General features: G+C 70.1%; 14 protein-coding genes. 6 read left to right on the plus strand and 8 right to left on the minus strand.

Annotated elements, in window-relative coordinates:
* The first annotated feature begins 94 nt into the window (after positions 1-94).
* The 3 genes from DSM26151_RS04265 to glpK all read left to right on the plus strand — a co-directional run bounded on the left by DSM26151_RS04265 (position 95) and on the right by glpK (position 4383).
* Positions 95-1843, plus strand: coding sequence for a glycerol-3-phosphate dehydrogenase/oxidase (locus DSM26151_RS04265; protein WP_234661183.1), 1749 nt, complete (start codon positions 95-97; stop codon positions 1841-1843).
* A 182-nt stretch (positions 1844-2025) separates the two neighbouring features.
* Complete coding sequence (locus tag DSM26151_RS04270) at positions 2026-2751, plus strand: MIP/aquaporin family protein (protein WP_234661791.1); 726 nt, start codon at positions 2026-2028, stop codon at positions 2749-2751.
* 117 nt (positions 2752-2868) lie between these two features.
* Complete coding sequence (glpK, locus tag DSM26151_RS04275; RefSeq protein WP_234661184.1) at positions 2869-4383, plus strand: glycerol kinase GlpK; 1515 nt, start codon at positions 2869-2871, stop codon at positions 4381-4383.
* 100 nt (positions 4384-4483) lie between these two features.
* Here glpK and DSM26151_RS04280 read toward each other — a convergent pair whose 3' ends face one another.
* The 8 genes from DSM26151_RS04280 to sdhC all read right to left on the minus strand — a co-directional run bounded on the left by DSM26151_RS04280 (position 4484) and on the right by sdhC (position 12019).
* Complete coding sequence (locus DSM26151_RS04280) at positions 4484-5272, minus strand: HAD family hydrolase (protein WP_234661185.1); 789 nt, start codon at positions 5270-5272, stop codon at positions 4484-4486.
* Between the two features lie 4 nt (positions 5273-5276).
* Positions 5277-6287, minus strand: a complete 1011-nt coding sequence (trpS, locus tag DSM26151_RS04285; RefSeq protein ID WP_234661186.1) for a tryptophan--tRNA ligase — start codon at positions 6285-6287, stop codon at positions 5277-5279.
* An 18-nt stretch (positions 6288-6305) separates the two neighbouring features.
* The gene (locus DSM26151_RS04290) at positions 6306-7142 is read right to left on the minus strand and encodes an exodeoxyribonuclease III (RefSeq protein WP_234661187.1); all 837 of its coding nucleotides are present in this window, start codon (positions 7140-7142) and stop codon (positions 6306-6308) included.
* A 44-nt stretch (positions 7143-7186) separates the two neighbouring features.
* Entirely contained in the window at positions 7187-8488 is a 1302-nt protein-coding gene (locus DSM26151_RS04295; RefSeq protein ID WP_234661188.1) for a YihY/virulence factor BrkB family protein, read from the minus strand.
* A 75-nt stretch (positions 8489-8563) separates the two neighbouring features.
* On the minus strand, positions 8564-9322 hold the full coding sequence (locus DSM26151_RS04300) for a succinate dehydrogenase iron-sulfur subunit (protein WP_234661189.1): 759 nt from the start codon (positions 9320-9322) through the stop codon (positions 8564-8566).
* Position 9323: 1 nt separating this feature from the next.
* Positions 9324-11132 (minus strand): succinate dehydrogenase flavoprotein subunit, encoded by a 1809-nt coding sequence (gene sdhA, locus DSM26151_RS04305; protein WP_234661190.1) that lies wholly within the window; start codon positions 11130-11132, stop codon positions 9324-9326.
* Between the two features lie 7 nt (positions 11133-11139).
* Positions 11140-11586, minus strand: coding sequence for a succinate dehydrogenase hydrophobic membrane anchor subunit (locus tag DSM26151_RS04310; RefSeq protein WP_234661191.1), 447 nt, complete (start codon positions 11584-11586; stop codon positions 11140-11142).
* A 10-nt stretch (positions 11587-11596) separates the two neighbouring features.
* Positions 11597-12019, minus strand: coding sequence for a succinate dehydrogenase, cytochrome b556 subunit (gene sdhC, locus DSM26151_RS04315; RefSeq protein WP_234661192.1), 423 nt, complete (start codon positions 12017-12019; stop codon positions 11597-11599).
* Positions 12020-12162: 143 nt separating this feature from the next.
* Between sdhC and DSM26151_RS04320 the strand changes: the two genes are divergently transcribed.
* The 3 genes from DSM26151_RS04320 (at position 12163) to DSM26151_RS04330 (ending at position 15635) form a co-directional block, all read left to right on the plus strand.
* Complete coding sequence (locus tag DSM26151_RS04320) at positions 12163-13281, plus strand: mannose-1-phosphate guanylyltransferase (RefSeq protein ID WP_234661193.1); 1119 nt, start codon at positions 12163-12165, stop codon at positions 13279-13281.
* A gap of 23 nt (positions 13282-13304) precedes the next feature.
* Positions 13305-14366, plus strand: a complete 1062-nt coding sequence (locus tag DSM26151_RS04325; RefSeq protein ID WP_234661194.1) for a BMP family lipoprotein — start codon at positions 13305-13307, stop codon at positions 14364-14366.
* 171 nt (positions 14367-14537) lie between these two features.
* Positions 14538-15635: a BMP family lipoprotein gene (locus tag DSM26151_RS04330; RefSeq protein WP_234661195.1), complete on the plus strand. Its 1098-nt coding sequence runs from the start codon at positions 14538-14540 to the stop codon at positions 15633-15635.
* The last annotated feature ends 15 nt before the right edge of the window (positions 15636-15650 follow it).

Consider the following 15650-nt stretch of genomic DNA (forward strand, 5'->3'; position numbering starts at 1 on the left):
ATTCGCCTTGCAAACATGTTCAGCGCTGTCACGATGTATTCATCCACAGCCCGGGCGCCCACGCAACCCGGCCTGCCAGCACGAAAGGACGGCGATGTCGCGCACCACGTCACCGGAGACGACCCCGACAGCCCCTGCACCCGGAGCCCGACCCGAGATCGCCGGGCTCGCGGCCCGGCCGACCGCCGAGGTGATCGTCATCGGCGGCGGCATCAACGGGATCGCGACCTTTCGCGACCTCGCCCTGCAGGGCGTCGACGTCGTGCTCATCGAACAGGACGACTTCGTCTCGGGCGCATCGGCTGCCTCGAGTCACATGATCCACGGCGGCATCCGCTACCTCGAGAACGGCGAGTTCCGACTGGTGCGGGAATCCGTCCGGGAACGCAACGGGCTCCTGGGGACCGCGCCGCACTACGTCAAGCCGCTGCGGACGACCGTGCCGATCTTCTCGACCCTCTCCGGAATCCTCTCCGCACCGATGCGGTTCCTCACCCATCGCCAGGGCAGGCCCGCCGAACGCGGCGCGGCCCTCATCAAGGCCGGCCTCACGATCTACGACTCGTTCTCGCGCGGCGGCGGTGCGGTGCCGCGCCACCGGTTCCTCGGGGCGAAGACGTCGCTCGCCGAACTGCCCGCGCTGAACCCGGACCTGAAGTACACCGCGACCTACTACGACGCGAGCATGCACGACCCCGAGCGACTCGCGCTCGACGTGCTGCACGACGGCCTCGCGGCAGGGCCCCACGCTCGCGCAGCCAACTACGCGGGCGCGGTCGCCCTCGGTGCCGGCGGAGTCCGCATCCGCGACGCCGTCACGGGGCACGAGTTCGACCTCGCCGCCGACGTCGTCGTGAACACCACCGGGCCGTGGACCGACCTCACCAACGCGCGACTCGGTCGCGAGACGCGGTTCATGGGCGGAACCAAGGGCTCGCACATCGTGCTCGAGAACGACGACCTGCTCGCCGCGACCGGCGGCCGCGAGATCTTCTTCGAGCACTCCGACGGCCGGATCGTGCTCATCTACCCGATCAAGGGCCGGGTCATGGTCGGCACGACCGACCTCGAGCACGACATGCGCGAGCCCGCGACCTGCACCGAAGCCGAAGTGGACTACTTCTTCGACCTCATCGCGCACGTTTTCCCAACCGTCCCCGTCCACCGCTCGCAGATCGTGTTCCGGTTCTCGGGCGTGCGGCCGCTGCCGCGCCACGACGACACCCGGCCCGGCTTCGTCAGTCGCGACTACCGCCTCGAACGAACGGCTGTCGCCGAGCGTCCGGGCACGGTCCTGCTCAGCCTCGTCGGCGGCAAGTGGACGACCTTCCGCGCGCTCGCCGAGCACCTGTCCGACGAGGTGCTCGACCTGCTCGGGCGGAGTCGCGTGCGCTCGACGAAGGGCCTGCCGATCGGCGGCGGCGCGGGCTACCCGGCGACGGATGCCGCCCGGCTCGTCTGGGTCGTCGGCCACGGCGACGGAGTGGGCCGCGAGCGTGCCGAGCAGTTGCTCGAGCGCTACGGCACGCGTGCCGAGCGCATCATCGAGGCGATCGAGGACGCCGCGGAGACGCCGCTCGTCGGCGCACCGGCCCATTCGCGCGAGGAGATCGCCTGGCTCGCCGCGAACGAACGCGTCGTGCACCTCGTCGACGTCGTCCTGCGCCGCACCGACCTGGCGTTCACCGGCACCGTGACCGCAGCCCTGCTCGACGAACTCGCCGACGTCGTCGGCGACGTGCTCGGGTGGGATGCGACGACGCGCGCCGCCGAGTCCCGCGAGGCGCGCACTGTGCTCGCCGAGCGCCACGGCGTCGTGCTCGCCGAGCCGGCCGCCCGCTGAAATCTGCACGGATGTGCACCTGGAACGGCGTCTGACCGGCTGATTCCATCGGTAGGTTTCATCAAGGCCGCGCGACCGCGGCCCATGCCGGCAGCCCGCTCCAGGGCTGACCGGCCCAACCCAGAAAGGTCAACGTGGACAATCTCGGAGTGCTGTTCCTCTCGGAACTCGTGGGCACCGCCATGCTCGTGCTGCTCGGCTGCGGAGTCGTGGCGAACGTCGCCCTGGCCAAGACGAAGGGCTTCAACGGCGGCTTCCTCATGGTCAACATCGGCTGGGGCCTCGCGGTCTTCTCCGGTGTCGTCGTGGCCTACGCGTCGGGCGCGCACATCAACCCGGCCGTCACGGTCGGCCTCGTCGCCAACGGTGCCACCGAGTTCGGCAACCCGGCATTCGGGACGACCGTCCCGGTGGACGCGGTCTCGGTGCTCACCTTCATCGGCGCGCAGATGATCGGCGCCTTCCTCGGCGCGATCATCGTCTGGCTCGGCTACAAGCAGCACTTCGACGGCGAGCCCGAGCCCGCCAACAAGCTCGGCGTGTTCTCGACCGGCCCCGCCATCCGCTCCTACGGCTGGAACCTCGTGACCGAGATCATCGGCACGTTCGTGCTCGTGTTCGTCGTGATCGGGTTCGGCCGCAACGGCGACGCGTCGGGCCTTGCCGCACTCGGCGCGCTGCCGGTCGCCCTCCTGGTCATCGGTATCGGCGCGTCGCTCGGTGGCCCGACCGGGTACGCGATCAACCCGGCCCGCGACCTCGGCCCGCGCATCGCGCACGCCATCCTGCCCATCCAGGGCAAGGGCTCCAGCGACTGGTCCTACTCGTGGGTCCCGGTCGTCGGCCCGCTCATCGGCGGCGTGCTCGCCGGATGGGCGGCCCTCGCCGCGCTGCCCGTCCTGGGCTGATCAACCGAGGGGCCGGTCCCGCGACCGGCCCCTCGATCGTCCGCGGCGCCGCGCTCAGCGCGCCGACGCGAGCGGGCGGACTCGTTCCACCAGTGCAACAGAGAGGACGGACCGGCCATGGCCGACTACATCCTGGCGATCGACCAGGGAACCACCAGCACCCGCGCGATCATCTTCGACAAGCACGGGACGATCGTCTCGACCGGGCAGCTCGAACACGAGCAGATCCTCCCCAAGGCCGGCTGGGTCGAACACGACCCCAAGGAGATCTGGAACAACACGAGGGAGGTCATCGGGCAGGCGCTCGGCAAGGCCGACCTCACCCGCCACGACATCGCCGCCGTGGGCATCACCAACCAGCGCGAGACCGCCGTGGTCTGGGACCGCACGACCGGCGAGCCGGTCTACAACGCGATCGTCTGGCAGGACACCCGCACGCAGCCGATCGTCGACCGGCTCGCGGCCGACGGCGGCGTCGAACGCTTCAAGGCCAAGGTCGGGCTGCCGCTCGCGACGTACTTCTCGGGCACCAAGATCGTCTGGATCCTCGAGAACGTCGAGGGCGCGCGCGAGAAGGCCGAGGCCGGCGACCTCATCTTCGGCACCACCGACACCTGGGTGCTGTGGAACCTCACGGGCGGCGTCGACGGAGGCGTGCACGCGACGGATGTCACCAACGCCAGCCGCACGATGTTCATGGACCTCGAGACCCTCGAGTGGGACGACGAGATCCTCGGCGCCTTCGGCGTGCCGCGCTCGATGATGCCCGAGATCAGGTCCTCCTCGGAGGTCTACGGCGAGGCCTCGTCCTCGAGCCTGCTCCGCGAGACGCCCATCGCCGGCATCCTCGGCGACCAGCAGGCCGCGACCTTCGGGCAGGCCGCGTTCGAGGCCGGCGAGGCGAAGAACACCTACGGCACGGGCAACTTCCTGATCTTCAACACGGGCGAGGAGATCGTCCACTCGAAGAACGGGCTGCTCACGACCGTCGGCTACAAGCTCGGCGACCAGCCCGTGCACTACGCGCTCGAGGGATCCATCGCGGTCACCGGCTCGCTCGTTCAGTGGCTGCGCGACAACCTCGGCCTGATCTCCTCGGCCCCCGAGGTCGAGGAGCTCGCGAAGTCCGTCGAGGACAACGGCGGCGCCTACTTCGTGCCCGCCTTCTCGGGGCTCTTCGCTCCCTACTGGCGTCCGGACGCACGCGGCGCGCTCGTGGGCCTGACCCGCTACGTGAACAAGGGGCACATCGCGCGAGCGGCACTCGAGGCGATCGCGTTCCAGACGCGCGACGTCGTGGAAGCCGTGAACGCCGATGCGGGGATCGACCTCACGGAACTGCGCGTCGACGGCGGCGCGACGGCCAACGACACGCTGCTGCAGTTCCAGGCCGACATCCTCGGCGTGCCCGTCGTGCGCCCGGTCGTCGCCGAGACGACCGCCCTCGGCGCGGCCTACGCCGCGGGCCTCGCCGTCGGATTCTGGGCCGACCTCGACGACCTCGCGAAGAACTGGCAGGAGGACCGCCGCTGGGAGCCCGCGATGGAGACCGGTGAGCAGGAGCGCCTCGTGCGCAACTGGAAGAAGGCCGTCACGAAGACCCTCGACTGGGTCGACGACGACGTGAGCTGATCCGCGAGCGGCACGTTCGAATCCCCGAATGGCGTCGGAAGCCCCTCATGGGCGGCTTCCGACGCCATTCGCGGATTCCGACGAGCGTCGGCGGCGCGCGTCAGCCCAGGCGCGCGGCGAGGAGGGGCGCGAGCTCGGCGAGCGTGCGGATCTCGAGCACCCCCGCGGCGCGGGCCGCCGCGGCATCCGTCTCGGCCGGGTGTTCGCCCGACCGGTTCAGCCAGACGCCCACGAGCCCGGCCTCGGCCGCCCCGATCGCGTCGGTGCGGAGCCGATCGCCGACGTAGGCGGCGCCCGACACGGGTGCATCGGCGGCGAACCGTTCGATCGCGATCCCGAACAGTCGCCGGTCGGGCTTGGCGACCCCTTCGGCACCGGATGCCACGACGTGCTCGAACCGCTCGGTCGCAAGCCCCAGGCGCGCGAGCTTGGCGGTCTGGAAGTCGAGCTCGCCGTTCGTGATGATCCCGAACCGCACGCCCGGCAGGACGCGTTCGATCGCGTCCATCGCCGGGAGCGCATCGACGTGCAGCGCCCACGACTCCCGGTACCGCTCGAAGTACCGGTCGAACCAGGCGCCCGCGTCGGCGTCGTCGAGCGTCTCGCCGTGCGCGAGCGCGAACTCCGCCGCGCGGGCGCGCCGCTGCCCCTCGAAACTCAGCGAGCCGGCGAGGTAGGCGTGGTAGTGCCGCTCTTCGAGCTCGTGCCAGAGCGCACGAGCGGATGCCGCGTCCGCGACGTATCCGCGCTCGTGCAGGTGGAGCGCGATGCCCGCGTCGACCGCCTCACGATGCGCCATGAGCGTGTCGTCGAGATCGAACAGCACGACCGGACGGGCATGGCCGTCCGGACCGGACCCGGTCGGGACCCCGGGCCCCTCGGGCGTCACGTCGTCACCGCCGACGCAGGAAGCCGACTCGCTCGTACACCGCATCGAGCGTGCGTTCGGCGCGCTCCGAGGCCTTCTCGGCGCCGATCGCGAGCAGGCGGTCGAGCTCGGCCGGGTCCTCCATGAGCGCGAGCGTGCGCTCGCGGATCGGCGAGACTCGCTCGACGACCGCCTCGGCGACATCCTTCTTCAGGTCGCCGTACCCGCGCCCGGCGTATTCGGCCTCGAGTTCGGGGATCGACCGGCCCGTGACCGTCGCGTGGATGTCGAGCAGGTTCGCGATGCCGGGCTTGGCCTTCGGGTCGTAGCGGATCTCGCGCTCGGTGTCGGTCACCGCGCTCTTGATGCGCTTGGCGATCACCTTCGGGTCGTCCATGAGGTTGATCAGGCCGTTCGGGCTCGCGGCCGACTTCGACATCTTCGCGGTCGGGTCCTGCAGGTCGTAGATCCGCGCCGACTCCTTCGGGATCATCGCCTCGGGCACGACGAGCGTGTCGCCGAAGCGTGAGTTGAAGCGGCCCGCGAGGTCGCGCGTGAGCTCGAGGTGCTGACGCTGGTCGTCCCCGACGGGGACGAGCTGCGTGCCGTAGAGCAGGATGTCGGCGGCCATGAGCACCGGGTAGGTGAACAGCCCGACGGTCGTCGCCTCGGAGCCGTAGCGCGCCGACTTGTCCTTGAACTGCGTCATCCGGCTCGCCTCGCCGAAGCCGGTGAGTGTGCCGAGCACCCACGCCAGCTCGGCGTGCGCCGGCACGTGCGACTGCACGAACAGCGTCGAGCGCTCGGGGTCGACCCCGGCGGCGAGGTACTGCGCGGCCGTGCGCCGGGTGGCCTCGCGAAGCACGGCCGGATCCTGCTGGACGGTGATCGCGTGCAGGTCGACGACGCAGTAGATCGGGTCGTGGTCTTCCTGCAGGGCGACCCAGTTCACCAGGGCGCCGAGGTAGTTGCCGAGGTGGAGGGAGTCGCCGGACGGCTGCATGCCGGAGAAGACGACGGGGCGTGCGGTGTTCATCGGGGGGAGGTCCTTGTCTCAGATGGCGTAGTCGACGATGACGGGAGCGTGGTCGGACCATCGCTCGTCGTAGGCGGCTGCGCGCCCCACGGAGTACGCGACCATCGCCTCCGCGAGGGCGGGCGTCGCGAGCTGGTAGTCGATGCGCCAGCCGGTGTCGTTGTCGAACGCCTTGCCGCGGTACGACCACCAGGTGTACGGGCCGGGCACTTCGCCGGCGTGGCGGCGACCGAGGTCGATCCATCCGAGTCCGGCTCCGGCGTTGTAGCCCTCCTCGCCCTCGGCGCCGAGGAAGCGGTCGAAGTATGCGCGCTCCTCGGGGAGGAACCCCGCGTTCTTGACGTTGCCCTTCCAGTTCTTGATGTCGAGCGTGCGGTGGCCGACGTTCAGGTCGCCGACGACGACGGCGAGCTCGTGCGAGGCGAGCTCGGCCATCCGCTCGCTCATCGCGTCGAGGAAGTGGTACTTCTCGACCTGCTTCGGCGTCTCGGCCTCGCCGGAGGGCACGTAGCAGCTCACGACCGTCACGATGCGGCCGGCCACCTCGTAGTCGGCCTCGAGCCAGCGCCCGGCGGTGTCGTGCACGTCGGCGCCGAGTTCCACGCGGTGGATGTGCGCGCGCTCGCGGCTCGCGATCGCGACGCCGGCACGGCCCTTCGCGGTCGCCGGGTCGTGCAGGATGCTCCACTCGTCGCCCAGCAGTTCCGCGAGGTCGTCGGTCGACGCACGCACCTCCTGCAGGGCGAGGACGTCGACGTCGGCCGCGGCGAGCCAGTCGCCCATGCCACGGCGGAACGCCGCGCGGACCCCGTTGACGTTGGCGCTGACGATCCGGAGCGGGGAGGCGGAGGGCATGCGTACGATCCTAGGCGAGCCCGGCGACACGGCCGTGTCGCCGGTCAGTCCTCGCGGCTGGGCGGCTCGGTCAGCCAGCTGTGCGTCCGCGACGGCGGCGGGGGCGGGGCATCCGCCTGGATCGCATCGAGGTCGCGCCGCGCGCGAGCCAGTCGCCTGCCGGCCACGGGGCGCTCGAACCACCTGGCGGCGGCGGCCGCCGCGGCGGCCTCCCGCACGCGCACGCGCGCCGTGGTCACCATCGCCTCGTACTCGCGCTGACGCCGCTCCGCCTCGAGCTGCTCCTCGCTCACGCGCCGGAGGGACTCGTTGCGGTCGGCCGCTTCCACCGCGATCCACGCCGCAGCCACGAGGATGATGATGCTCGCGATCCGGAACCAGAGCAGCAGGGAGACGAGCACCGTGAACGTCGCGAGCAGCGGGTTCGTCCCGGCCCATGAGAGCACCCATCCGCCGAGCAGCTGCAGGCCGCTCAGCGCGATCGACCCGACGAGCGACCCGACCCACATCCGCCGCCAGGGCATCTCGGCGCCCGAGAGGAACCGGAACATCACCGCGAGCGCGAAGGTGTCGATCACGAACACGACCACGAGCGCCCCGACCTGCAGGCCGGCGTTCACGAGATCCGACTTCACGGAGAGGTCGAGTCCGACCAGGCCGAACACCCAGCCGAGGAAGCCCGTCGCGAGGATCGAGAGCACGGCCGCGACGAGGATCGTCAGCCCGAACAGGAACGCAGCGGCGAAATCTCGGGCCTTCAGGTACAGGTACGCGCGATCGTCCTTCGGCAGGCCGAAGATGCTGCGGACGGCCATCCGGGAGTAGGTGACCCACCCGATGGCCGTCCAGATCAGACCGCCGAGGGCGACTGCGCCGGTCCAGCCGAACAGGCTCGTGCTCGACGTGGCCGCCTCCTGCAGCGCTGCCGGCGTGATGAGCCCGTTCTCGCCGACGAGTCCCGGTGCGTACGTGTTGATGATGGTGAGCAGCGCGTTCAGCGTCTCCTGGTCGTTGAACAGCCAGATGCCCGCGACCGCGAACACGATGTAGATCGCCGCGAACACGGCGAACAGCGACTGGTAGCTCATCCCCGCCGTGAGCAGGAACCCGTTGCGCGCGAGGAACCTGCGCCACACCCGAACCGGGAACAGCGCCATCGTCCGCTGCGTCAGCCGTTCGACGTGCGTGATCGGCTCGTCGAGGCGTTCCCGGATCGGCGCACTGGCGGCCTCGAGGCGCTCGCGCACGCGGGCGGTCGCCGACCCGGCTCCGTTCGCCGTCGAGGATTCCCCATCGGGCGAGACTGCGGATGCAGGCTCCGTTCGCCCCCGGCCCCGATCGCTCACGGATTCACCCTATCGAGCCGGGACGACGACGGGGCCGGCGCATCCGCGCCGGCCCCGTCGTTCCACGGTCGCCCGTCAGGGACGCCCGCGCATGATCGCCTGCTTGACCTCGGCGATCGCCTTGGTCACCTCGATGCCGCGGGGGCACGCGTCGGTGCAGTTGAAGGTCGTGCGGCAGCGCCACACTCCCTCCTTGTCGTTGAGGATGTCGAGGCGCACCTTCGCCTCGTCGTCGCGCGAGTCGAAGATGAAGCGGTGCGCGTTCACGATCGCGGCCGGGCCGAAGTACTGGCCGTCGGTCCAGAACACCGGGCACGAGGACGTGCACGCGGCGCAGAGGATGCACTTCGTGGTGTCGTCGAACCGTGCGCGCGAGGCGACGTCCTGGATGCGCTCCTTGCCGGGCTCGGGCGTGGAGTTCGCCTGCAGGAACGGCTGCACCTCGCGGAAGCTCGCGAAGAACGGCTCCATGTCGACCACGAGGTCCTTCTCGAGCGGCAGGCCCTTGATCGCCTCGACGTAGATGGGCTTGGTGATGTCGAGGTCCTTGATGAGCGTCTTGCAGGCCAGGCGGTTGCGCCCGTTGATGCGCATCGCGTCGGACCCGCAGATGCCGTGCGCGCACGAGCGGCGGAAGGTCAGCGAGCCGTCCTGTTCCCACTTGATCTTGTGCAGGGCGTCGAGCACACGGTCGGTCGCGAACATCTCGACGTCGAAGTCCTGCCAGCGCGGCTCCGAGTCGACCTCGGGGTCGAACCGGCGGATCAGGAACGTGACGGTGAACGAGCGGATGGCGGCATCCGTCGACGTGGTCTCGAGCGTGGCGGTCGTCACGTCAGTACTTCCTCTCCATCGGCTGGTATCTGGTGATGGTCACGGGCTTCCAGTCGAGCCGGATGTGGTCGGACGCGACCGACGAGTGCGCATCGCCCGACAGGTAGGCCATGGTGTGCTGCATGAACTTCTCGTCGTCGCGGTCCGGGAAGTCGTCGCGCATGTGCCCGCCGCGGCTCTCCTCGCGGTTCGCGGCGGAGGCCACGACGACCTCGGCGAGGTCGAGGAGGAAGCCCAGCTCGACCGCCTCGAGCAGGTCGGTGTTGAAGCGCCTGCCCTTGTCCTGCACCGAGATGTGCCGGTAGCGCTCCCGGAGGTCGGCGATGACGGATGCCACGTGCGCGAGCGAGTCCTTCGTGCGGAAGACCTGCGCGCCGCGGTCCATCTCGTCCTGGAGCTCCTTGCGGATCGCGGCGATCCGCTCGGTGCCCTCGGCGGTACGGAGGCTCTCGATCAGGTCGCGCACGCCTGCGGCCGGGTCGTCGGGCAGCGGCGTGAAGTCGACGCCGGAGTTGACGTACTCGACGGCGTTGCGGCCGGCGCGCTTGCCGAAGACGTTGATGTCGAGCAGCGAGTTCGTGCCGAGGCGGTTCGAGCCGTGCACCGAGACGCACGCGCACTCGCCCGCGGCGTAGAGGCCGGGGACGACGGTGGTGTTGTCGCTGAGGACCTCGGCGTTGACGTTGGTCGGGATGCCGCCCATGGCGTAGTGCGCCGTGGGCATGACGGGCACGGGCTCGACGACCGGGTCGACGCCGAGGTAGGTGCGGGCGAACTCGGTGATGTCGGGGAGCTTGGTCTCGAGGACCTCGGCGCCGAGGTGCGTGCAGTCGAGCAGGACGTAGTCCTTGTTCGGGCCGGCGCCGCGCCCCTCCGCCACCTCCTGGACCATGCAGCGGGCGACGATGTCGCGCGGCGCGAGGTCCTTGATGGTCGGCGCGTAGCGTTCCATGAAGCGCTCGCCCGACGCGTTGCGGAGGATCGCGCCCTCGCCGCGGGCGCCCTCGGTGAGCAGGATGCCGAGGCCCGCGAGCCCGGTCGGGTGGAACTGGAAGAACTCCATGTCCTCCAGCGGCAGGCCCTTGCGCCAGATGATGCCGACGCCGTCGCCCGTGAGGGTGTGGGCGTTGGACGTGGTCTTGTAGACCTTGCCGAACCCGCCGGTCGCGAAGACGACGGCCTTGGCCTGGAACACGTGCAGGTCGCCCGTCGCGAGCTCGTAGGCGACGATGCCCGAGGGCTGCTTCCGGCCGTCGACCTCGGTCATGACGAGGTCGAGCGCGTAGTACTCGTTGTAGAACTCGATGCCGAGCTTGACGCAGTTCTGGAACAGCGTCTGCAGGATCATGTGACCGGTCCGGTCGGCCGCGTAGCACGCGCGGCGCACCGGCGCCTTGCCGTGGTCGCGCGTGTGGCCGCCGAACCGCCGCTGGTCGATCTTCCCCTCGGGCGTGCGGTTGAACGGCAGGCCCATGTTCTCGAGGTCGATGACCGCGTCGATGGCCTCCTTCGCGAGGATCTCGGCGGCATCCTGGTCGACGAGGTAGTCGCCGCCCTTGATGGTGTCGAAGGTGTGCCACTCCCAGCTGTCCTCCTCGACGTTCGCGAGGGCTGCGGCCATGCCGCCCTGCGCGGCGCCCGTGTGGGAGCGCGTCGGGTAGAGCTTGGAGATCACCGCGGTCTTCGCGCCGGGCCCGGCCTCGATCGCCGCGCGCATGCCGGCGCCGCCGGCGCCGACGATCACGATGTCGTACTGGTGGTAGTGGACGCCGTCGACGACCTTCGTCTCGACGTGGTTCTCGTGGGTCACGTGTCTCCTAAGCGGCGGGGCAGAACGAGGGCAGCAGATCGGCGGGCGAGCCGGCCGGGCACGGGTCGAAGGTGAACACGACCAGCGTGCCGAGCACGAGCAGGGCGATGGTCGAGACCAGGAGCGCGCCCTTGAGGACGCGCTGCAGTCCACCGGGGCTCGTGTAGTCGTTCACGATCGTGCGGATGCCGTTGGCGCCGTGGATCAGCGCCAGCCAGAGGATGAGGATGTCCCACCACTGCCAGAACGGGTCGGCCCACTTGCCGCCCACGAAGCCGAAGTCGATGGCCTTCACGCCCTCGCCGACCATGAGGTTGACGAAGAGGTGGCCGAAGATGAGCACGACGAGCAGCACGCCCGAGGCGCGCATGTAGATCCAGCCCCACTTCTCGAGGTTCAGCCCGCGCTTCGGTGCGGGGCGGGTGGGGGTGCGCGGGGATTCGATGACGGTCATCTCGGCGCTCCTAGTGGCTGAAGACGTTCATGAGGTGGCGCGGCACGAAGGCGAGCATCGTGACGACCCACAGGCCGATGACGATCCAGAACAGCAGCTTCTGGTTGCGGGTCGCCCACATCCAGAAGTCGACGAGGATGATGCGCAGGCCGTTGAACGCGTGGAACACGATCGCGCCGACGAGGGCGACCTCGCCGAGGCCCATGATCGGCGTCTTGTAGGTGCTCATGACGGCGTTGTACGCTTCCGGGCTCACCCGGACCAGCGCGGTATCGAGGATGTGCACGAGCAGGAAGAAGAAGATCGCGACTCCGGTGATCCGGTGCAGCACCCACGACCACATACCCTCGCGGCCGCGATACAGCGTGCCGCCCGGCGACTGCTTCGCCGGCTTCTCGGGTGCGGTCGGGGTCCGTGTCGTCGTAGCTGACATGGACGTCCCTCCTGGCGGTGTGCGTCGCCCGACTGCGGGCAGGCAGGGCCGAACGATGGGCCCGGCACCGAGTCTAGTCCGCCTGCGGCGATGCTTCCGTTCGCCGCCGTGGCGACGCGACGGGGCGCCGCTATCCTGACTGGATGCGACAGGCTCCCCTCGACCGCTTCTACAGCGTGATCCCGGCGGGCGGCGTCGGCTCGCGGCTGTGGCCGCTCTCGCGCGCCGACGCCCCCAAGTTCCTGCACGACCTGACCGGCTCCGGGCAGACGCTGCTCCGCGACACCTGGGAACGACTCGCGCCGCTGTCGGGCGAGCAGCGGATCATGGTCGTCACCGGTCGCGCTCACCGGGCGGCGGTCGAGGCCCAGCTTCCCGAGCTCGCGGACCGCAACATCGTGCTCGAGAGCGAGCCGCGCGACTCCAGCGCCGCGATCGGCCTCGCCGCGGCCATCCTCGAACGGCGGGAGCCGGGCGTGATCATCGGCTCGTTCGCGGCCGACCACGTGATCTCCGGCTCGAGCCTGTTCCGCGACGCGGTGCGGACGGCGGTGTCGGCGGCCGACGCCGGGTACATCACGACGATCGGCATCACGCCCACCGAGCCGGCCGTCGGCTTCGGCTACATCGAGTGCGGCGACGAACTCGACGTCGAGGGCGCCGAGCACGTCTCGGCGGTGTCGAGCTTCGTCGAGAAGCCGGACCTCGGGACGGCTCGCGAGTACCTCGCCGGCGGCCGCCACCTCTGGAACGCCGGCATGTTCATCGCACGTGCCGACCGCCTGCTCGAGGAACTCGCGCTCACCAAGCCCGACCTGCACGCGGGGCTCGTCGAACTCGCGGAGGCGTGGGACGACCCGCAGCGACGCGGACCCGCGGTCGACCGCATCTGGCCGCGGCTTGAGAAGATCGCGATCGACTACTCGGTCGCCGAGCCGGCCGCGGAACGCGGGCGCCTCGCCGTGGTGCGCGGCCACTTCCAGTGGGACGACGTCGGCGACTTCGCCTCGTTGGCGAAGCTGAACACCGCGGGCCGCTCGGGCGAGCTCGCGATCCTCGGCGAGCACGCGCGCGTGCTCGCCGACGCGGCCAGCGGCATCGTCGTCAGCCGCGCCGACCGGGTGATCAGCCTGATCGGCGTCAAGGACATCGTCGTCGTCGACACGCCGGACGCGCTGCTGGTCACCACGAGCGAGCATGCGCAGCGGGTGAAGTCGGTCGTCGACGCACTGCGTCTGGGCGGTTCGAGCGACGTGCTCTGACGGGCACGGGGGGAGGAGCGGGGATGACTCGTCGGAACGTCATCGCGACGGGGGTCGTGCTGGTCGCGGCATCCGTCCTGTTCGCGGGCTGCGCGCCCGCACCCGACGCCGGGGGCGACGGGTCCCCGGAGGCCGGATGCGTGCGCATGGTCACCAACTCCGGGGGGCTCGAGGACCGGTCGTTCAACCAGTCGAGCTGGGAGGGCCTCCAGGAGGCCGAGCGCGAGTACGGGGTGGATGCCGAAGCCCTCGTCTCCACGAGCGAGACCGACCTCGCGCCGAACGTGCGGCAGGCCGTGGACTCCGGGTGCGGGCTCATCGTGACGGTCGGGTGGGAACTCGCGGAGTCCACCCTCGCGGAGGCCGAGGCGAACCCCGACGTGGCCTTCGCGATCGTCGACGAGACGGTCGAGGCAGAGAACGTCAAGTCCGTGGTGTTCGACACGGCGCAGGCGTCGTTCCTCGCGGGCTACCTCGCCGCCGGGGTGTCCCGGACGGGCGTCGTCGCGACCTTCGGCGGCGGCAACCAGCCGCCGGTGACGCTCTTCATGGACGGCTTCGTCGACGGCGTCGGCAGGTACAACGAGGTCCACGGCGCGGCGGTCCGCGTGCTCGGCTGGGACAAGGCCGCCCAGGACGGGTCGTTCACGGGCGACTTCGAGGACATCAACAAGGGCAAGGTCCTGGCCGAGGGGTTCATCGACCAGGGTGCGGACGTGATCCTCCCGGTCGCGGGGCAGGTCGGCGAGGGCGCAGCGGCGGCCGCCGTCGAGCACGGGGGGACGGCGGTGATCTGGGTCGACAGCGACGGCTGGGAGAGCCTGCCCGCCGAGTTCCGGCCGGTGCTGCTCACGAGCGTCCTGAAGGACACGCAGGCGGCCATGGTCGAGATCGTCGGGGACGTGGAGTCGGGCGCCTTCTCGAATGCGCCGTACGTCGGCACGCTCGAGAACGGCGGCGTCGGGCTCGCTCCCTACCACGATCTCGAAGCCCGGGTGCCGCCCTCGCTCCAGGGCGAGCTGGACGGGCTTCGCGAGGCCATCGTCGGGGGCGAAGTGGTGGTCGAGTCGCCGTCTGCTCCGTGATCGCGTCCCCCGCTCGGGGGTGAGCGTTCCCTGCTCATATGAGCAGAAGGTCGCGGCTTCATAACCTTTGACCCACGCGGGTCCGGGGCCCCGTGGCGCAGGCCGCAACTTTGGGTAACGTGACCTCACGGTCCCCGAGACCGCTCGGGGTGCAGTCTTTTGGAGGACACTGTGACGTTCACGTTCAAGAAGGCCGCCATGGGCGGCTTCGCGACGCTCGGTGCGGTCGCGCTGCTCGCGGGTTGCGCGTCGGCGCCCGAGGAGTCGGCGGATGGCGAGGGCGAGACCCTCGACTACCTGCCCTGCATGGTCTCCGACGCGGGCGGATTCGACGACAAGTCGTTCAACCAGCTCGGCCGCGAGGGCCTGGAGGCCGCATCCGAGGAGCTCGGCGTCGAACCGACCCTCGTCGAGTCGCAGGCCGAGACCGACTACAACGCCAACCTGCAGAACCTCGTCGACCAGGGCTGCAACACGATCGTGACGGTCGGCTTCCTGCTCGCGCCCGCCGCGCTCGAGTCGGCGACGGCGAACCCCGACCTCGAGTACGTCTCGATCGACGACACCGTCGACACCGACTTCGACGGCACGACCGACGCCGAGAACATCAAGCCGATCATCTTCGACACCGCGCAGGCCGCGTTCCTCGCGGGCTACCTGTCGGCCGGCATGAGCCAGACCGGCGCGGTCGGAACCTACGGCGGCATCAACATCCCGACCGTGTCGATCTTCATGGACGGCTTCGCGCAGGGCGTGGAGTACTACAACGAGGAGAACGGCGCCGACGTCCAGGTGCTCGGCTGGGACCGCGAGGCACAGGACGGCTCCTTCACGGGCGGCTTCGAGGCCAACGACACCGCGCGCCAGGTCGCCCAGGGCCTGATCGACCAGAACATCGACGTGCTGCTGCCCGTCGGCGGCCCGATCTACCAGTCGGGTGCCGCGGCGATCCGCGACTCCGGCCGCGAGATCATGATGCTCGGCGTGGACGCCGACGTCTTCGAGACCGACCCGTCGGTCGGCGATCTGCTGCTGACCTCGATCCGCAAGGGCATCGACGTCGGCGTCGAAGAGGCGATCGTCGCCGCCGGCAACGGCGAGTTCGACCCGTCGCCGTTCATCGGCACCCTCGAGAACGAGGGCGTCGGCCTCGCACCGTTCCACGACTTCGAGGATGCGGTGCCGGCCGAGCTGTCGGACAAGCTCGACGAGCTGCGCCAGATGATCATCGACGGTGACATCACCGTCGAGTCCTACCTCGCGGGCTGACCCTCGCGAACGAAG

The organism is Agromyces marinus (assembly GCF_021442325.1).
Taxonomy (GTDB): domain Bacteria; phylum Actinomycetota; class Actinomycetes; order Actinomycetales; family Microbacteriaceae; genus Agromyces; species Agromyces marinus.

Coding starts and splice junctions, on each gene's coding strand:
- glpK (WP_234661184.1), top strand. CDS start 2,869: ATGGCCGACTACATCCTGGCGATCGACCAGGGAACCACCAGCACCCGC.
- sdhC (WP_234661192.1), bottom strand. CDS start 12,019: ATGTCAGCTACGACGACACGGACCCCGACCGCACCCGAGAAGCCGGCG.
- DSM26151_RS04320 (WP_234661193.1), top strand. CDS start 12,163: ATGCGACAGGCTCCCCTCGACCGCTTCTACAGCGTGATCCCGGCGGGC.
- DSM26151_RS04290 (WP_234661187.1), bottom strand. CDS start 7,142: ATGCCCTCCGCCTCCCCGCTCCGGATCGTCAGCGCCAACGTCAACGGG.
- DSM26151_RS04325 (WP_234661194.1), top strand. CDS start 13,305: ATGACTCGTCGGAACGTCATCGCGACGGGGGTCGTGCTGGTCGCGGCA.
- DSM26151_RS04265 (WP_234661183.1), top strand. CDS start 95: ATGTCGCGCACCACGTCACCGGAGACGACCCCGACAGCCCCTGCACCC.
- DSM26151_RS04270 (WP_234661791.1), top strand. CDS start 2,026: ATGCTCGTGCTGCTCGGCTGCGGAGTCGTGGCGAACGTCGCCCTGGCC.
- DSM26151_RS04310 (WP_234661191.1), bottom strand. CDS start 11,586: ATGACCGTCATCGAATCCCCGCGCACCCCCACCCGCCCCGCACCGAAG.
- trpS (WP_234661186.1), bottom strand. CDS start 6,287: ATGAACACCGCACGCCCCGTCGTCTTCTCCGGCATGCAGCCGTCCGGC.